The sequence below is a fragment of the Nocardioides antri genome, from assembly GCF_008373765.1.
GTDB lineage: Bacteria > Actinomycetota > Actinomycetes > Propionibacteriales > Nocardioidaceae > Nocardioides > Nocardioides antri.
Window position 1 is genome coordinate 771,985 of record NZ_VUJW01000003.1, and the last position, 17,076, is coordinate 789,060.

Annotated in this window: 12 protein-coding genes; 1 reads left to right on the forward strand and 11 read right to left on the reverse strand. The window is 70.9% G+C overall.

Annotated features, from left to right (window positions below):
- Positions 1–29 precede the first annotated feature (29 nt).
- Genes F0U47_RS09905 through F0U47_RS09945 form a run of 9 tightly spaced genes read right to left on the reverse strand, consistent with a single transcriptional unit; the run spans position 30 to position 13,077 of the window.
- Positions 30–3,107, reverse strand: coding sequence for a glycosyl hydrolase (locus tag F0U47_RS09905; protein ID WP_149750124.1), 3,078 nt, complete (start codon positions 3,105–3,107; stop codon positions 30–32).
- Positions 3,108–3,146: 39 nt separating this feature from the next.
- A complete protein-coding gene (locus F0U47_RS09910; RefSeq protein WP_149750126.1) occupies positions 3,147–4,625 on the reverse strand; it encodes a rhamnulokinase in 1,479 nt (492 codons plus the stop codon).
- Positions 4,622–6,658, reverse strand: coding sequence for a bifunctional aldolase/short-chain dehydrogenase (locus F0U47_RS09915; protein WP_149750128.1), 2,037 nt, complete (start codon positions 6,656–6,658; stop codon positions 4,622–4,624). Before F0U47_RS09915 ends, F0U47_RS09910 begins: the two co-directional genes overlap by 4 nt.
- A gap of 17 nt (positions 6,659–6,675) precedes the next feature.
- Positions 6,676–7,848: an L-rhamnose isomerase gene (rhaI, locus tag F0U47_RS09920; RefSeq protein WP_149750130.1), complete on the reverse strand. Its 1,173-nt coding sequence runs from the start codon at positions 7,846–7,848 to the stop codon at positions 6,676–6,678.
- Positions 7,845–8,210 (reverse strand): L-rhamnose mutarotase, encoded by a 366-nt coding sequence (locus tag F0U47_RS09925; protein ID WP_149750132.1) that lies wholly within the window; start codon positions 8,208–8,210, stop codon positions 7,845–7,847. The genes rhaI and F0U47_RS09925 overlap by 4 nt, the downstream gene beginning before the upstream one ends.
- Before the next feature lie 58 nt (positions 8,211–8,268).
- Positions 8,269–9,270 carry a rhamnose ABC transporter substrate-binding protein gene (rhaS, locus tag F0U47_RS09930; protein ID WP_246159544.1) on the reverse strand — a complete coding sequence of 334 codons (1,002 nt, stop codon included), beginning with the start codon at positions 9,268–9,270 and terminating at the stop codon, positions 8,269–8,271.
- Between the two features lie 47 nt (positions 9,271–9,317).
- Positions 9,318–10,415 (reverse strand): ABC transporter permease, encoded by a 1,098-nt coding sequence (locus tag F0U47_RS09935; protein WP_149750133.1) that lies wholly within the window; start codon positions 10,413–10,415, stop codon positions 9,318–9,320.
- Complete coding sequence (locus F0U47_RS09940) at positions 10,412–11,539, reverse strand: ABC transporter permease (protein WP_149750135.1); 1,128 nt, start codon at positions 11,537–11,539, stop codon at positions 10,412–10,414. Before F0U47_RS09940 ends, F0U47_RS09935 begins: the two co-directional genes overlap by 4 nt.
- Complete coding sequence (locus tag F0U47_RS09945; protein WP_149750137.1) at positions 11,536–13,077, reverse strand: sugar ABC transporter ATP-binding protein; 1,542 nt, start codon at positions 13,075–13,077, stop codon at positions 11,536–11,538. Before F0U47_RS09945 ends, F0U47_RS09940 begins: the two co-directional genes overlap by 4 nt.
- A 165-nt stretch (positions 13,078–13,242) precedes the next feature.
- Here F0U47_RS09945 and F0U47_RS09950 point away from each other — a divergent pair, with 165 nt between their 5' ends.
- Entirely contained in the window at positions 13,243–14,265 is a 1,023-nt protein-coding gene (locus F0U47_RS09950; protein ID WP_246159545.1) for a LacI family DNA-binding transcriptional regulator, read from the forward strand.
- Positions 14,266–14,394: 129 nt separating this feature from the next.
- Here F0U47_RS09950 and F0U47_RS09955 read toward each other — a convergent pair whose 3' ends face one another.
- Positions 14,395–15,540 (reverse strand): acyl-CoA dehydrogenase family protein, encoded by a 1,146-nt coding sequence (locus F0U47_RS09955; RefSeq protein ID WP_149750139.1) that lies wholly within the window; start codon positions 15,538–15,540, stop codon positions 14,395–14,397.
- Positions 15,541–15,550: 10 nt separating this feature from the next.
- Entirely contained in the window at positions 15,551–16,954 is a 1,404-nt protein-coding gene (locus F0U47_RS09960; RefSeq protein ID WP_246159574.1) for an MDR family MFS transporter, read from the reverse strand.
- Positions 16,955–17,076 lie beyond the last annotated feature (122 nt).

A 17,076-nucleotide genomic window follows, 5' to 3' on the forward strand; every position in this document is an offset into this window, starting at 1 on the left:
CCCTCCCGATCATGCCGTTGCCGTCGACGTCAGGAAGGCACCACCTTGTCGACGTACGGGACCAGCCGCACCGGCCCGGTGAGGCCGTAGCTCTGCCGGCTCGCGACGCCGTAGACGGACGGCGTCACCACCCGGAGCCGGTTGAGGAGGGTGGACGCGACCTCGACCTCGATCTCGTTGAGCCCCGGCACCAGCCGGTGGCCGAGGTCGACCGTCGCGTCGAGCGGGTCGCAGGGCGGGAGCTCCTCGCCGTTGACCCGCACCACGAACGTGTCGTTGACCTCGCCGAGCTCCAGCACGGCTCCGTCGTCCTCGGTCCAGTCGGTGCCGAGGTCGATCGTCGTGCGGTAGCGCCCGATGCCCGAGACGTCCTCGAAGCCGGCCACCTTCGACCACGCTTGCAGGGCGGGCAGGTCGGCGTGGCGCGTCTCCTTGGTGGTGGCGAGGTTCTTCGGGTCGGCGGGGTCGGCCGGGCGCCAGTCCTCGACCTCCAGCGTCCACGCCGTCGGCGTCTGCGGCTCCCGGACCCGGTCCACCCGGACCTTGGCCGTCTTGCCACCCGGCCAGGTGACCTGGTGGGTGCCCGCCGTGGTCGTCCGCAGCGCCGGGCGGACCCCGTGGAGGACGAACTCCTGGCCCGCGCCCGGCAGCACCGAGCGGGTCGGTTCGTCGCCCGGAGCGGCGAGCACGACGACCGTCGACTGTCCCGGCACGAGGTCGACCCGCACGCGCACCCGGTCGCCGTTGCGCTCGAATGCCGCGACCCGTGAGATGCCGCCGGTCCAAGCGTCCAGCAGCCACGGCACCGCGGACCGGTCGGTGGCCGTCAGCCAGACGTCCTGGGTGACCCGGTTGAGCCGGCGGTTCTCCGCGTGGCGGGCGTTGGCGAGGTAGTAGAGGTCCGTGTCGCCCACGACCCGGCGCACGTGCATGACGGTGGAGTCGGTGTGCTCGACGTCGCGGGTGATGCCCAGCGCGGCCAGCGCTCCACCGACACCGGCCTCGGAGACACTCCGGGTGGTCGGCAGCGCGGCGATCTCGGCCATCAGCTCGCGCACCTCGGCGACCGCAGCGGCGTCGGTCCGGCCGATCGGGGTGGCGTCCCTCGCCCAATCCCTGCCCGCGTCGTTGACAAGGATGACCGGCAGCCCGGCCCGCCCGAGCTCGAGAACCTTGCGCGCGGCGTCGAGGGCGATGGTCACCTCCCGGCTGCGGATCTTGTCCGGTCCGATCACCAGCACCTTGTAGGCCGGGCCGTCCGGCGCGAGCCGCCCGTCGCGGAAGGTGACGTCGTCGCGGGTGAGGAGCGAGGAGGTGATGAACGAGTGGGACCAGCCGAGCTTCGTGCCGTCGTTGGTGACCCAGAACGGACCGATGCCGGTCGACGCGCCGCTCTTCTGGCGAAGGAACACGATGTCGTGCCGGGGTGTGCCCGTCTGCAGCACCAGCTGGGTGCGGGCGAGGTATGCGGAGATGCCCGGCACGTGCTCCCACTGGGGTGTGCGGGGTCCCCACGCCTCACCGAACCCGACGGCGCCGTTGTAGTACGGGGAGAACGCCGCAAATCCGGGCCAGGTGACGTCGGGCGCCTGTGCATACGGGAAGCCGTGGATGATCGCCTGGTTGACCCCGGCCGCGAAGATGCTGTTGAGCGTGAACAGCGCCTGGTTCTGAGCGGTGGGGCTGATGGTGTTGGCGCCCCACGTCGTGTTGTAGGCGGCGCCGTTGTAGCAGATCGCCTCGCACGAGAGGATCTTCTTGCCCGCGATGTCGCGACCGCCGGCCATGACGCGGTAGTCGTCGAGGTTCTTGAAGCCGAGCGACTCCGTCTCGGCGATGTCCAGGATCGCCGCGTGCTCGGTGCTGTCGGTCTCCAGGCCGTAGGCCTGAACCCGCAGACCCATCCCGAGGGACCGGGCGAACTCCTGCAGCGGCCGGAGGTGGTAGTCGCGGTAGAGGTCGGAGAGCACCTGGTTGAAGTCGTCCCGCACCTGGTTGGTCCGCAGCGCGTCGGTGGTCGCCAGCGCTCCGGGCGTGCCGAGGGCGAACCGGTAGGCCTCGTTCACCTCCAGCACCACGGGCAGCCACGGCCGAAGGTCGTAGCCGGCGCGCGCCTCGAACTCCTCGAGCATCCGCGGAGTCCAGATGGTCGCCTCGGTCTCGATCTCCAGCGAGTCCTCGAAGAGATAGCCCCCGGCTGCGCGGAGCCGCGCACGCATCTCGCCGTCGAGCACCCGGTCCTCCCACAGGTCGACGACCGCCTGGGTGCCGGCCTCACTGAAGTGGTCGACGACGTAGGAACGCGGGTTCGTGTGCGGACCCGCCTCCGGCTCCTGACCGGACCCGCGGCGCCAGGTCGCGAGGACCACCCAGGTGCCACCGGCCGGCTCGGCCGGCGCCGTCCAGGTGAGACGGGTGCCGGACACGCTGCCGGCCAGGTCGACGTACGACTCCGGGTCGATCGTCGTGATCGACGACGAGGCGGCGGTGACGCGGTGGGCCTGGACGGTGACCAGCTCGACGCGCGTGCTGTGCGCCTCGCCGGTGGGGGCGGGGAGCTCGGCGTCGTACGTCGCGCCGGCTGCGACGTCGGCACGGCCGTACGCGAGCTCGTTGCAGGCAGCGTCGTCCTCGGGGGTGATGGTCGGCACCGCTGCCGGCCATGACGGACCGACCGTGATGTCGACGCGGACACCGCGCTCGGCGGCCCGTCCCAGGGCGGCCTTCACACCCTGCACCCAGGACGGGCCTCCCCATCCGTGCTTCGCGACGTCGATCTCGATGCCCCGGGCTCGCAGACTGTGGGTCACGACGGCGACCTCGAGGACGCCGAAGCCGGCGTCCGCCACCTGGTCGACCTCGCGGGCGATCTCCACCGGGTCGACAAGGCCGTGGGGCCACCACCAGCGGAAGCCGGCCGCGGACGCCGGGCCGGGCTTGCGGAAGGCCCTCGCCAGGTCGGCCGGGAGGCCGCCGGTGCCGACCGCGGCGCCGGAGGCCGGTGGGGTGCCGGCGGCGCTGACCAGTGCCGCGGCGCCGACCGTGGCCGCTGCCGCACCGAAGAGGGAGCGTCGGTTGAGGCGGGTGGCGGAGTGTGGTTCGTTCATGCTGGCGGCCTTCCGAGGGAGGGGTTGGGGGACCGTGGATCAGAAGACGCGGGACTCCGCGGCGGCCCAGTCGAGGCCGGCGGTGGGCTCGTAGCGGCGGATGGTGGAGGAGCGGCGCACCATCGCGCGCATCGCGGCGAGGTCTGGGAGGTCGGCGCCGAGCGCACGGCCCTGCACCAGGACGTTGCCGAGCGCCGCCGCCTCGACCGGGCCCGCGACCACGGGAAGCTCGCACGCGTCGGCGGTGAGCTGGCAGAGCACCTCGTTCTGCGAGCCGCCACCGACGACGTGGACAACGTCGAGCGTCCTACCGGCGAGCTCGGCTGCCGTGCGGACGTACCGGCGGTAGGCGACGGCAAGGCTGTCGACGATGCATCGAGCGATCGCCACCGGCGAGACCGGGACCGGCTCCCCCGCCTCGGCGGCCAGGCCGGCGACCCGTTCGGGCATCGGGTCGGCGGCGGTGCTCGGCGCGAGCAGGCGGGGGTCGCTGATGTCGACCACGGTGCGCAACGGCTCGAACTCGGCGGCGGCGGCGACCAGGGACCGCAGCTCGACGTCCTGGTAGCGGCGCTCGCTCCAGGAGCGGAGCGACTCCGAGAGCACCCAGAGGCCCATCACGTTCTTGAGGAACCGGGTGGTCCCGTCGACGCCGAGCTCGTTGGTGAAGTCGGCGAGCCGCGCCTCCTCGGTGAGCACCGGCCGGTCCAGCTCGAGGCCGACGAGCGACCAGGTGCCCGAGGAGATGTAGGCGAACCGATCGGTCTCGGCGGGTACGCCGACGACGGCGGACGCGGTGTCGTGGGAGCCGACGGCGACCACGGGGACTTCCGCGCCGACGCCCAGGTCGCGGGCGACGTCGGGCAGCAGTGGCCCGACGACCGATCCGGGGTCCCGCAGCGGGGGGAGGATCGACCACGGGATCCCGAGCCGGCGGCAGAGGTCGACGGCCCACTCGCCGGTGCGCACGTCGTACAGCTGGGTGGTGGAGGCGTTGGTGCGCTCCGCCCCGGCCGCACCTGTCAGCCAGAACCCCAGCAGGTCGGGCAGGAGCAGCAGCGTGTCCGCCGCCTCGAGCGCGGCGGAGCCGCGCGCCGCGACGAGCTGGTACAGCGTGTTGAACGGCAGCTGCTGGATGCCGGTGGTGGCGTAGAGCTCGGCAGCGCCGATCTCGGCGACGACCTTCTCGGCGACGCCGTCGGTGCGGGCGTCGCGGTGGGAGTACGTCGAGCCGAGCAGCTCGCCGTCCCGGTCCACGAGGCCGTAGTCGATCGCCCACGAGTCGATCCCGATCCCGTGCAGCGGACCGGTGCCGGCGACCTTACCGATGCCGGTGAGCGTCTCCCGGTAGATGCCGAGCACGTCCCAGAGCAGGGAGCCGCGGGCGCGCACCGCTCCGTTGCGGAAGCGGTGCAGCTCGTTGATCTCCACCCGGTCGCGCGTGATGCGCCCGGACATGACCCGGCCCGAGGTGGCCCCGAGGTCGACCGCGGCGACCCGCGTGACAGCCTCGCTCATCGCAGGAACGCGGCCGCCACCCCGGCGTCGACCGGGATGTGCAGGCCCGTGGTGTGGGTGAGCTCGGGGCTGCACAGCACGAACACGGCGTTGGCGATGTGCTCGGGCAGGACCTCCTGCTTGAGGATCGTCCGCTGGGCGTAGAACTTGCCGAGGTCCTCCTCCTCGACTCCGTAGACCGCGGCGCGGTTGGCGCCCCAGCCGCTCGCGAAGATCCCGGAGCCCTGCACGACGCCGTCGGGGTTGACGCCGTTGACCTTGATGCCGTGCTCGCCGAGCTCGGCGGCCAGCAGCCGGACCTGATGGGCCTGGTCGGCCTTGGCGGCGCCGTACGCCACGTTGTTGGGGCCGGCGAAGATGGAGTTCTTGCTGGAGATGTAGACGATGTCACCGCCCATCCCCTGCTCGATCATCACCTTCGCCGCGGCCTTGGCGACCAGGAACGAGCCCTTCGCCATCACGTCGTGCTGGAGGTCCCAGTCCTGCTCGGTCGTGTCGAGCAGCGAGCGCGAGAGGGAGAGCCCGGCGTTGTTGACGACCAGGTCGACCCCGCCGAACGCCAGCACCGCGGCGTCCACCGCTGCCTGGACGGCCTCGGCGTCGCTGACGTCGACCTGCACGCCGACGGCGACGTCGGGGCCGCCGATCTCCGCCGCTGCGGCCTCGGCGTTCGCCAGCGACAGGTCGGCGATGACGACGCAGGCGCCCTCGACCGCGAGCTTGGCGGCCGTGGCCTTGCCGATGCCGGACGCCGCGCCGGTCACGAGGGCGACCCGGGTGGCGAGCGGCTTGGGCTTCGGCATCCGCTGGAGCTTCGCCTCCTCCAGCGCCCAGTACTCGATGCGGAACTTCTCCGCCTCGTCGATCGGCTGGTACGACGACAGCCCCTCGGCGCCGCGCATGACGTTGATCGCGTTGACGTAGAACTCCCCGGCGACGCGGGCGGTCTGCTTGTCCTTGCCGAAGCTGAACATGCCGACGCCCGGCACGAGGACGATCAGCGGGTCCTTGCCGCGGATGGCCGGCGAGTCCGGCGTCGCGTGCCGGTCGTAGTAGGCCTGGTAGTCCTCGCGGTAGGTCATCGCGAGCTCCTGGAGGCGCGCGACCGACTCCTCGACCGAAGCGGTGGCCGGCAGGTCGAGCACGAGCGGCTTGACCTTGGTGCGCAGGAAGTGGTCCGGGCAGGACGTGCCGAGCGCGGCCAGCCGGGGGTGCTCGGCACGGGCCAGGAAGTCCAGGACCTCCTCGGAGTCGGTGAAGTGGCCGACCATCGGCCGGTCGGCGCTCGCGAGGCCGCGGATCGTTGGCGCGAGGGCGGCGGCCCTCGCGCGACGCTCGTCGGGCGGGAGCGCGGCGTACCCCTCGAGGGCGGGACCGAACGGCTCCGCCTTGGAGTTCGCGGCGATGTAGTCGGCCGCGGTGTCGATGATCGTCAGCGAGTGAGCCTCGGCCTCGTCGCTGGTCTCGCCCCAGGCGGTGATGCCGTGGCCACCGAGGATGCACCCGATCGCCTGCGGGTTCTGGGCCTTGATCTCCGCGATGTCGAGGCCGAGCTGGAAGCCTGGACGGCGCCACGGCACCCACACGACGCGGTCGCCGAAGATCTCCTTCGTGAGCGCCTCACCGTCGGCGGCCGTCGCGATCGCGATGCCCGAGTCGGGGTGGAGGTGGTCGACGTGCGCGGCGTCGACGAGACCGTGCATGGCGGTGTCGATCGAGGGAGCGGCGCCGCCCTTGCCATGAAGGCAGTAGTCGAACGCCGCGACCATCTCGTCCTCGCGGTCGATGCCCGGGTAGACGTCGACGAGGCTGCGCATCCGGTCGAGGCGGAGCACCGCGAGGCCGGACTCGGTCAGGGTGCCGAGGTCGCCGCCGGAGCCCTTGACCCAGAGCAGCTCGACGGGCTCTCCGGTGACCGGGTCGGTCTCGGTGCCCTTGGCCGAGGTGTTGCCGCCCGCGTAGTTGGTGTTCTTGGGGTCGGCGCCGAGGCGGTTGGACCGGGCGATCAGCGCGGCCGCTGCGGGGTTGGTCATTTCTTCCTTCACTGGGGTCAGGTCCAGGACAGCTGGGTGCCGCCGACGCGGGTGGCCTCGATCTCGGCCTGGTAGCCGGACTCGGCATAGGCGCGCATCGGGTCTGCAGGCAGGCCGCGCGACGCGCGCCACTCGGCGAGGTCCCCGCGGACGTCGGTGTAGAACGCGTCCATCAGCACCTGGTGGGCGCCGAGCACGTCCCCGGACTCCTGGGCGGCCTCGAGCGCGTCACTGTCGACGAGCAGCGCGCGCGCCGTCATCTCCTGCACGTTGAGGACGGACCGGATCTGGCCGGGGATCTTCTCCTCGACGTTGTGGCACTGGTCGAGCATGAAGGCGACCTCGCTGTCGGGGCCGTAGCCGCCGCCCCGGATGACCTCGAAGAGGATCCGGAACAGCTGGAACGGGTCGGCCGCGCCCACGATGAGGTCGTCGTCGGCGTAGAAGCGGGAGTTGAAGTCGAACGAGCCGAGCTTCCCGAGCCGCAGCAGCTGCATGACGATGAACTCGATGTTGGTCCCGGGCGCGTGGTGGCCGGTGTCGAGGCAGACCACCGCACGGTCGCCGAGGGCCGTGACCTGGGCGTACGCCGTACCCCAGTCGGGCACGTCGGTGTGGTAGAACGCCGGCTCGAAGAACTTGTACTCGAGCACCAGGCGCTGGTCCGCGCCGAGCCGCTCGTAGATCGTCGCGAGCGACTCCGCGAGCCGGTCCTGGCGGCCCCGGAGATCGGCCTGGCCGGGGTAGTTGCTGCCGTCGGCCAGCCAGATCTTCAGGTCGCGGGACCCGGTCGCGTCCATGATGTCGAGGCACTCGAGGTGGTGGTCGATCGCCTTCTGCCGGATCTTCGCGTCGACGTGGGTCAGCGCGCCGAACTTGTAGTCGTCGTCCTGGAAGGTGTTGGAGTTGATCGTCCCGAGCCGGACGCCGTGGTCCTCGGCGTACGCCGACAGTGCGGCGTAGTCGTCGACCTTGTCCCACGGGATGTGGAGCGCGACGCTCGGCGCGAGCCCGGTGAACCGGTGGACGGTCGCGGCATCGGCGATCTTCTCCTTGACGCTGCGCGGGGTCCCTGCGGTGCCGAAGACCTTGAAGCGGGTGCCGGAGTTGCCGAACGCCCACGAGGGCAGCTCGATCGCCTGGCCCTCGAGCCGGTCGGCGATGGCGGCGAAGCCGCTCTGACTAGTCATGGTCTGTTGCTTTCTTCCAGCTTGCGGAGTTGCTCAGCGAGGTTGAACACCTCGCGGAGGACGACGAACCCCTCGTCGGGGGCCCGGCCGTCGGAGCTGTCGGGCCAGGTGAAGTACGGCGCCATCTCGGCCTGCCACCGGGCGTTCACCTCGGTGCGGGCCATGGCTGCCCGGGCTGCCGTGAGGTCGTCGGACTCGACGTAGCCCACGAGCAGCCCGTCCTCCCGCAGGAACAGGGAGTAGTCGCGCCACCCGGTCTCGGCGAGTGCGGCGAGCATCTCCGGCCAGACGGCGCGGTGACGCTCGACGTACTCGTCGATCAGGTCCGGTCGGACCTGGAGGGTGAAGCAGTAGCGGGGCATGGTGGTGCCGCCTCCCTGTTCCTGCGGGGGTGAGGACGCTTCGACCAGAGCGGGTGGCTCAGAAGTCGAAGTCGCCGATGTTGTCCTTGTTGAAGACGTACGGGTCGCCGAGGAGGACCTCGCCGTCCGCGCCCACCGTGTACTCGCCGAGGTCGCCGGCCTCGAAGGTGTCGCCCTCCTCGCCCTCGATGTCACCGTCCACCAGGGCCTTGGTGGCGTACATCGCGAGGTAGCCGAGGTCCTCGGGGTTCCAGAGCGCGAACGCCTCGACGGTGCCGTTCTCGACGTACTCACGCATCTGGTTCGGGGTGCCGAGACCGGTCAGCGCGACCTTGCCCTTGTGCTCGGAGTCCGACAGGTAGCGGGCAGCTGCGGCGATGCCGACGGTGGTGGGCGAGATGATGCCCTTGAGGTCGGGGTGTGCCTGCAGGAGCGCAGCGGTCTGGTCGAAGGACTTCTGGTCGTCGTCGTCGCCGTAGACGATGTCGACGAGCTCGATGTCGGGGTAGCTCGTCTCGAGCTCCGCCTCCATCATCTCGATCCAGGCGTTCTGGTTGGTGGCGTTCGCCGCCGCCGACAGGACGGCGACCTCACCGGACCCGCCGATCTGCTCGGCGATCAGGTCGACCTGGACCTTGGCGATGCCCTCGGCGGTGGCCTGGTTGATGAACAGGTCGCGGCACTCGGGGTTGGTGTCGGAGTCGAAGGTCACCACGGAGACGCCGGCGTCCATCGCCTCGGTGAGCGCGTCGCAGATCGCCTCGGGGTCGTTGGCCGACACGATCAGGCCGCCGACGCCCTGCTGGGCGGCGGTGTTGATGAAGGGCACCTGGGCCTCGGGGCTCGCGGTGTCGGGCCCGACCTCCTCGACCTCGGCGTCGAGCTCCTCGGCCGCCTTCTCCGCTCCGGCGGTGCTGGTGTCGAAGTACGGGTTGCCGAGGTTCTTCGGCAGCATGGTGATGGAGCTGTCGCCCCCACCGCTGCCACTGTCACCGTCGTCGCCCCCACACGCGGTGAGGCTGAGTCCGGCGACAAGGGTGACGGCGGCAAGGGTGGCCACGCGTCGGCTTCGGAACATCATCGTCCTGGTTACCTTTCGTTGAATGATCAGGACTGCGGCTGCCGGGCAGCGCGGTCAGGCCTTGAGCGCGATGCCCACGGCCATCTCCTCCCTGAGCGCAGGCCCGAGGCCCAGGAGAGGAAGCTGGTGGAGATGACGGAGAGCACGAGGAGCACTCCGATCACGATGTTGATCTTGTTGACGGTCTCGCCCTCGAGCCGCATCGCGCTCGAGATGACTCCGATGAGCAGCACGCCGGCGAGGACGCCGTGGAGCGCGCCGCGGCCGCCGAAGATCGAGACGCCGCCGAGGAGGACGGCTGCGATGACCTGGAGCTCCAGCCCGTACGCCGAGTCGCCGCGGACGCTGCCGTAGCGGAGCGCGTAGTAGACGCCGGCGAAGGCCGAGACCGCGCCGGAGAGCACGAACAGCATGAACTTGGTGCGCTCCACGTTGACGCCCGTGAACCGGGCGGCCTCGTCGTTGAGGCCGATCTCGTAGATCCCGCGGCCGAAGCCGGTGAAGTGCAGGAGCAGCACGAACACGACGGCCAGCACCGCGATCGGGAGGAGGATCATCGGGTAGGCGCTCTCCTCGACGAGGCGCTCCTTGGCCAGGTCGGTCCACTTGTCGGGGAAGTCCGTGATCGAGCTGTCGCCGAGCAGGCCCACCGCGATCCCGCGGAACAGCGCGAGCGTGCCGATCGTGACGGCGAGCGACGGGAGTCCGACGTACGCCACCAGGAACCCGTTGAGAGCACCGGCGACGATCCCCACCCCGACCGCGAGGGTCGCGGCGACCGGCAGCGAGAGGCCGGCGTCGACGTGGAAGACGCCGGTCAGCGCCGCACTGACACCCACGATGCTGGCGACCGAGAGGTCGATCTCGCCGGTCACGATCACCAGGGTCATCGGGAGCGCGATCAGGAGGATCGGCGCGGTGTCGAGGAAGAGGTAGTAGAGCGTGAGCGGTCCGTCGAAGTTCGCGACGTTGCCGTTGGCCCAGGCGAACACCGCGATGAGCAGCGCGATGACGGCCGCCTCGTGCGTCATCAGGGAGCGCATCCACAGCGGACGGGCGTAGGAGCGATAGGTCCGCACCGGCGCAGGCGTCTGCGCGGACGTGGTCGTGGTCGTGGTGCTCATGATGCGCTCCCGGACGATGCGGAGGTGGACGGCTTCTCGGCCTGCGGTGGTGGTGGCCCGAGGTCGAGATCGCGTGCCGCCACCAGCCGGCGCTCCTGCCGGAGGGCGAGCACCCGGTCGAGGGCGACCGCGGCGAGGATCAGTGCGCCGACGACGGCGCGCTGCCAGAAGTCGTCGATGCCGAGCACGGGCAGTGCGCTGTTGATGGTCACCAGCAGCGTCGCTCCGATGGCGGCGCCCCACACGGTGCCGCTGCCGCCGAAGATGGCGACCCCGCCGATGACCGCGGCGCCGACGGCCTGCAGCTCGATGCCGAAGCCGGCGTTGGAGCTCACCGTGCCGTAGCGCGCGACGTAGAAGACGCCGGCGAGTCCGGCGAGGGCCCCGGACGCGACGAACGCGACGAGCACCCGGCGAGCGACGGGCAGGCCGTAGAGGTGGGCGGCATCCGGGTCGGACCCGATCGCGTAGAGCTCCCGGCCGCTACGGGACGTGTGCATCAGGTAGCCGACGACCCCCATCACGACGAGCGCCACGACCGTGAGGACGGGCACCGTGAGCACCTGCTCCGTGCCGAGAGACGAGAACCCGTCGGGGATGTCGCCGGCGTTGATCCGGTCGCTGCCGGCCCAGGAGAGGAAGACGCCGCGGTAGATGTAGAGGGTGCCGAGCGTGATCACGAGGGACGGCACCCGGCCGAAGGTCACCAGGATCCCGTTGACGAAGCCGAGGCCGGCCCCGGCGAGCACCGCGACGACGATGACGAGCGGGGTCGGCAGACCGGTGTCGACGAAGAGCCGACCGGTGAGGTACGCCGTGAGCCCGAGCGTCGACCCCACCGAGAGGTCGACGTTGCGGGTGACGATCACGACCGTCTGGCCGACCGCCAGCAGGATCAGGATGCTGGGGTTGACCAGCAGCGACCGCCAGCCGTCCGAGCCGAACACGAAGCTGGAGCTCTGGGTGGCCGTCACCGCGACGAGCGCGAGGAGCACGAGGCCGACGGCGAGCTCGCGGGAGCGGAGTACCCCGCCGAGGACCCGTTGCGCCGGCGACAGCGCGCTGGGGGCCAGCTCGATCGCGTCGTCCGGCAGCGGCGGGGGGGCACCGGTCGCGACGGTCATGCCGTCACCTCCTGGGACAGCGGCGTGACGCTGCCGGTCGCGGCATGCATCACGGACTCGGGGGTGGCCTGGTCGCGGTCCAGCTCGGCGGCGATCCGCCCCTCGTGGACGACGAGGACGCGGTCGGCCATGCCGAGCACCTCCGGCAGCTCGGACGAGATCATGAGGATCGCCAGGCCGCGGCCGGCGAGGTCCGACAGCAGCCGGTGGACCTCGGCCTTCGTGCCGACGTCGATGCCGCGGGTGGGCTCGTCGATGATGAGCAGCTTCGGCTCGGTGGCGAGCCACTTCGCGAGCACGACCTTCTGCTGGTTGCCGCCCGACATGGTGGCGGCACGCATGTCGAGGGCGCTCGTCTTGACCTCGAGCCGACCGGCCCAGGGACCGGCTGCCTTGTTCTCCGCACGGGCGGTGAGCAGACCGAACCGGTCCAGCCGGGTGCGGATCACGGAAGCGACGTTGCGCGCGATCGTGCCCTCGATGACCAGGCCCTGCTGACGGCGGTCCTCGGGGACGAACGCCATGCCCGCCGCGATCGCGGCGCGGGGCCGCCGCTGCGGGAGGGGGCGACCGGCGAGGGCCACACGGCCGGCGTCGTACCGGTCGACGCCGAATACGGCGCGCGCGATCTCGCTGCGGCCGGCGCCGACCAGGCCCGCGAGGGCGACGATCTCGCCGGCCCTGACCTGGAAGCTCACGTCGTGGAAGACCCCGGCGCGGTTGAGGCCCTCGACCTCGAGCACCACGTCACCGACCTCGGCCGGCACCTTCGGGAAGAGCTCGGCGACCTCGCGGCCGACCATCCGGGCGACGATCTGCTCGACGGAGGTCTCGGCGACCGCGTCGGTGGAGACGTACTGACCGTCGCGCATCACGGTGACCATGTCGCAGAGGGCGAAGACCTCGTCGAAGCGGTGGGAGATGAAGACCAGGGCCCGGCCCTCGTCGCGCAGGCTGCGGGCGACGGCGAAGAGGCGGTCGACCTCGACCCCGCTGAGCGCGGCGGTCGGCTCGTCCATGACGAGCAGCGCGGCGTCGAGCGAGATGGCCTTGGCGATCTCGATGATCTGCTGGTCGGCGATGGAGAGGCCGCGCGCCGGGCGGCGGGGATCGATGTGCACCCCGAGCCGACTGAAGAGAGCCTCGGACTCGGCGTACATCTGCGGCCGGTCGATCCGGCGGCCGGCCCGCAGCGGGTGGCGGCCCATGAAGATGTTCTCGGCGACAGAGAGGTCGGGGAAGAGCGTCGGCTCCTGGTAGATGACCGCGACGCCGGCCGCCTTGGACTCGGCGGTCGATCCGAAGTCGACGTCAGTGCCGAGCAGGCGGAAGGTGCCCGCGTCGCGGCGGTGAACGCCGGCGACGATCTTCACCAGCGTGGACTTGCCGGCACCGTTCTCACCCACGAGCGCGTGGATCGAACCCGGGCTCACCTCGAGCGTCCCCGAGCGCAGAGCGGCGACGGCGCCGAACGACTTCGCGACGTCGCGCAGCTCGAGCGTCGGCGATGCGGCGCCGGCTTCGGTTCTGGCAGACATGGAATCCTTGACTTTCGTCGTTGAAAGGTTTCAACTACGGTTCGGATGACGTTAGGTGACCGCCGTCACGCGCGTCAACCCTCCGGCGAAACTTTATTGAAACGAATCAATCGCCACGAGCGTGGCGGCTGGACCTAGTCTGAGCGCACATCCAGGAGGAGAAGAGTGGGCATCGAACCGAACGGCCGACGCGTGTCGGTCAAGGACGTCGCGGCCGCCGCCGGCGTCTCGCTCGGCACGGTGTCCAACGTCCTCAACCGGCCGGAGAAGGTCCTGCCCGCGACGCGCGAGCACGTCCTCGCGGTGATCGGGGACCTCGGCTTCGTGCGCAACGACGCCGCGCGGCAGCTGCGGGCCGGCACCAACCACGCCGTCGGGATGATCGTGCTCGACGTCCGCAACCCGTTCTTCACCGACGTGGCGCAGGGCGTCGAGGACCGGCTCAGCGAGCACGGGCGGCCGCTCATCCTCGGCAACTCGGGCCAGGACGCACGGCGCGAGTCGACGTACCTCGACCTTTTCGAGGAGCAGCGCGTGAGCGGGCTGCTGATCACGCCGGTGGGTCAGGTACTGCCGCGCCTCCGTCGGCTCCGCGAGCGCGGCACGGCGGTCGTCGTCGTCGACCGTCGCACCGGGACCCGGGAGTTCTCGTCGATCGCCGTCGACGACAAGCTCGGGGGCCGGATCGCCGCGCAGCACCTGGTCGACTGCGGCCGCCGCCGGATCGCCTTCGTCGGCGGTCCCAAGGGGCTGAACCAGGTCAAGCACCGTCTCCGCGGCGCCCAGGACGTCGTCGATGCGTCGCCCGGGACCCGGCTGACGTTCGTCGAGACACCGATGATGGACGCCGTCGCCGGCCGCCAGGCGGCCGAGCAGCTCCTCGCCCTGGGCAAGCGGGCCCGGCCCGATGCCATCTTCGCCGCGAACGACCTGATCGCGCTCGGCGTGCTGCAGGCGCTCACCCTCGCCGGTGTGCGGGTGCCCGACGACGTCGCGATCATCGGCTACGACGACATCGACTTCGCCGCCTCGGCAGCGATCCCGCTCAGCTCGGTCCGCCAGCCCCGTGAGCAGCTGGGCAACGTCGCCGCGGACACCCTGCTCGAGGTCATCGCCGACCCGGCCGCGAAGGTCCGGGACGTGGTGCTCGAGCCGGAGCTCGTCGTACGCCGGTCGACGGCGGGGTGAGCGGGGTCGGGGCGGGCGGGGCGGGGCGCTCGGCGCCGAGGCGTGCTGTAACTAAGTGTTATGGCATCTACCAGGGTGGTCTGCCACCCGGGTAGTGGCCATAACACGTAGTTACAGGAGCGGCGCGGCTCAGAACCCCAGCTCGCGCCCGATGAGCTCCTTCATGATCTCGTTGGAGCCGGCCCAGATCTTGGTGACCCGGGCGTCCCGCCAGGCGCGCGCGACGCGGTACTCGTTCATGAAGCCGTAGCCGCCGTGGATCTGGACGCAGTGGTCGATGACCTCGTTCTGCATGTCCGATGACCACCACTTGGCCTTGGCCGCCTCGACCGCGGTGAGCTGGCCCTCGGCGTGCGCCTTGACGCACTTGTCCATGTAGGCCTCGCACACCTCGACCTTGGTGACCAGCTCGGCCAGCAGGAACTTGATGTGCTGGAAGCGGCCGATGGACTGGCCGAACGCCTGCCGGTCCTTGGCGTACTGGATCGTCTCGGCGAGGATCTGCTTGGCGTGGGCGGTGTTGGCGATCGCACAGGCGATCCGCTCCTGCGGGAGCTTCTGCATCATGTGGACGAAGCCCATGTTGAGCTCGCCGATGATGTCGTCGTCGGTGCACCGCACGTTCTCGAAGAACAGCTCGGAGGTGTCGGACTCCTCCATGCCGACCTTGTCGAGCTTGCGACCGCGGCTGAAGCCCTCCTTGGTCGCCTCGATGCCGAAGAGGGTGATGCCCTTGGGGCCCTTCTCCGGGTCGGTCCGCGCGGCGGTGACGATCAGGTCGCCGGAGTAGCCGTTGGTGATGAACGTCTTGGAGCCGTTGATGACCCACTCGTCGCCGTCGCGGACGGCGGTCGTCTTCAGCGCGGCGAGGTCGGAGCCGCCGGACGGCTCGGTCATGCCGATGCCGAGCAGGATCTCGCCGGAGGCGACGCCCGGGAGCCAGCGCTGCTTCTGCTCCTCGGTGCCGAGCTCGACGATGTACGGCGCGGTGATGTCGGCGTGGATGCCGACGCAGGTGGGCATCCAGGCGCCGACCTTCGCCATCTCCTCGGTGAGGACCGCGTTGAAGCGGAAGTCGTCGGCACCGGCGCCGCCGTACTCCTCCGGGATGGCCAGGCCGAGCATGCCCTGGGCACCCGCCTCGAGCCAGAACTCGCGCGGCAGCGACTTGTCCTGGATGTACTTCTCGGCGTTCGGGGTGACCGACCGCTCGATCCAGGTGCGAGCCGACTCGCGGAACGACTCGTGGTCCTCGTTGTAGATGTCGCGCTTCATGGACCCGATCCTACTCGCTGGTAGCAGGCTCCCGATCGGGCCCGTCGACCAGCCGAGACGGCATCATCAGGCCCGCGAGCACGAGCAGCAGCGCGCAAGCGGCGACGGCGAGGAAGACGGCCTGCAACGCAGGATCGAGTACGCCGACCGGCAGCTGCTCGAGCTCCACCGCGCCGGCAGCCTCGGCTCCCCCGAGCCGGTCCGCGACGATCGCGTTGGCGATGGCGCCGAACATCGCGACGCCCACCGCGCTTCCGACCGATCGCGCGAACATGTTGGCGCCGGTGGCGACGCCGCGCTGGCGGAACTCGACCGCCGACTGCAGCGCCACGACGCTGGGGCTGACGACGTAGCCGAGGCCGAGGCCGAGGACCAGGCAGGCGACGGCGAGCAGCCAGACCGGGCTGTCCGGGCCGACGAGCGCGATGATCACGGCGCCGCCCGCGCCGAAGGCCGCGCCGAGCAGGAGGCAGCTCCGGAAGCCCCACCGGAGGTAGACCCGGCCGGACGTGGTGGCCGCGATCGGCCAGCCGATGGCCAGGGCCGCGACGGCGAAGCCGGCGACGGTCGCACCCGCGCCGAGCACCTGCTGGGCGTAGACCGGGATGTAGGACGTGACGCCGAGCATCACCATGCCGGCGACGAACGCCCCCACCGTCGCGGCGTTGAGCACCCGGTGGCGGAACAGCCAGCCCGGCAGCACCGGGTCCGCCGCCCGACCCTCCACGCGGACGAAGAGCACGAGGAGCACTGCCGTGCCGCCGAAGGCGACGCCGCTCTGCCAGGACCACCACGGCCACCGGATGCCGCCCTCGAGCAGGCCGAGCAGCAAGGCGGACGCCGCGGCGACCAGCAGGGCGCCCCACCAGTCGATCGGCCGGCGCTCGTGCGGCTCGGGGCGCTCGTCGAAGCGGAGCCACAGCACGGCGGCGGCGAGCAGGCCGAGCGGCACGTTGATCCAGAAGATCCACCGCCACGACAGGTGGTCGGAGAAGAGCCCGCCGAGAGCAGGACCCACGACCGCCGACATCGCCCACACGCTCGCGATGTAGCCCTGGGCGACCGCCCTCTCCGCGACGGAGTAGATGTCGCCCATGATCGTCATCCCGGCCGGCTGGATCGCACCGGCGCCCAGGCCCTGCAGCGCCCGGAACGCGATGAGCGCGCCCATGCTCCACGCGACCGCGCAGAGGACGGAGCCGACGACGAACGTCCCGATGCCGAAGAGCATCAGCGGCTTGCGCCCGAACGTGTCGGCGAGCTTGCCGTAGACCGGCGTGCTGATCGCCTGGGTCAGCAGGTACGCCGAGAACAGCCACGGGAACTGGGTGAACCCGCCGAGGTCCTTCACGATCGCCGGCACGGCGGTCGCGAGGATCGTCGCGTCGATCGCGATCAGCGCGATCGAGATCATCACCGACCCGAGGATGGGCCCGCGGTCGCTCCGCAGACCCACCGAGGCACGGGTGGGGGCGGCGGTCGTCACACCCACCGGCAACCGGGCGGGCCGGTCAGGCATTCCCCCGCCCGGCGTAC

Excerpts from the sequence above, each read along its gene's own strand:
- F0U47_RS09905 (WP_149750124.1), bottom strand. The coding sequence starts at position 3,107 with ATGAACGAACCACACTCCGCCACCCGCCTCAACCGACGCTCCCTCTTC.
- F0U47_RS09910 (WP_149750126.1), bottom strand. The coding sequence starts at position 4,625 with ATGAGCGAGGCTGTCACGCGGGTCGCCGCGGTCGACCTCGGGGCCACC.
- F0U47_RS09915 (WP_149750128.1), bottom strand. The coding sequence starts at position 6,658 with ATGACCAACCCCGCAGCGGCCGCGCTGATCGCCCGGTCCAACCGCCTC.
- rhaI (WP_149750130.1), bottom strand. The coding sequence starts at position 7,848 with ATGACTAGTCAGAGCGGCTTCGCCGCCATCGCCGACCGGCTCGAGGGC.
- F0U47_RS09925 (WP_149750132.1), bottom strand. The coding sequence starts at position 8,210 with ATGCCCCGCTACTGCTTCACCCTCCAGGTCCGACCGGACCTGATCGAC.
- F0U47_RS09935 (WP_149750133.1), bottom strand. The coding sequence starts at position 10,415 with ATGAGCACCACGACCACGACCACGTCCGCGCAGACGCCTGCGCCGGTG.
- F0U47_RS09940 (WP_149750135.1), bottom strand. The coding sequence starts at position 11,539 with ATGACCGTCGCGACCGGTGCCCCCCCGCCGCTGCCGGACGACGCGATC.
- F0U47_RS09945 (WP_149750137.1), bottom strand. The coding sequence starts at position 13,077 with ATGTCTGCCAGAACCGAAGCCGGCGCCGCATCGCCGACGCTCGAGCTG.
- F0U47_RS09955 (WP_149750139.1), bottom strand. The coding sequence starts at position 15,540 with ATGAAGCGCGACATCTACAACGAGGACCACGAGTCGTTCCGCGAGTCG.
- F0U47_RS09960 (WP_246159574.1), bottom strand. The coding sequence starts at position 16,954 with ATGATCTCGATCGCGCTGATCGCGATCGACGCGACGATCCTCGCGACC.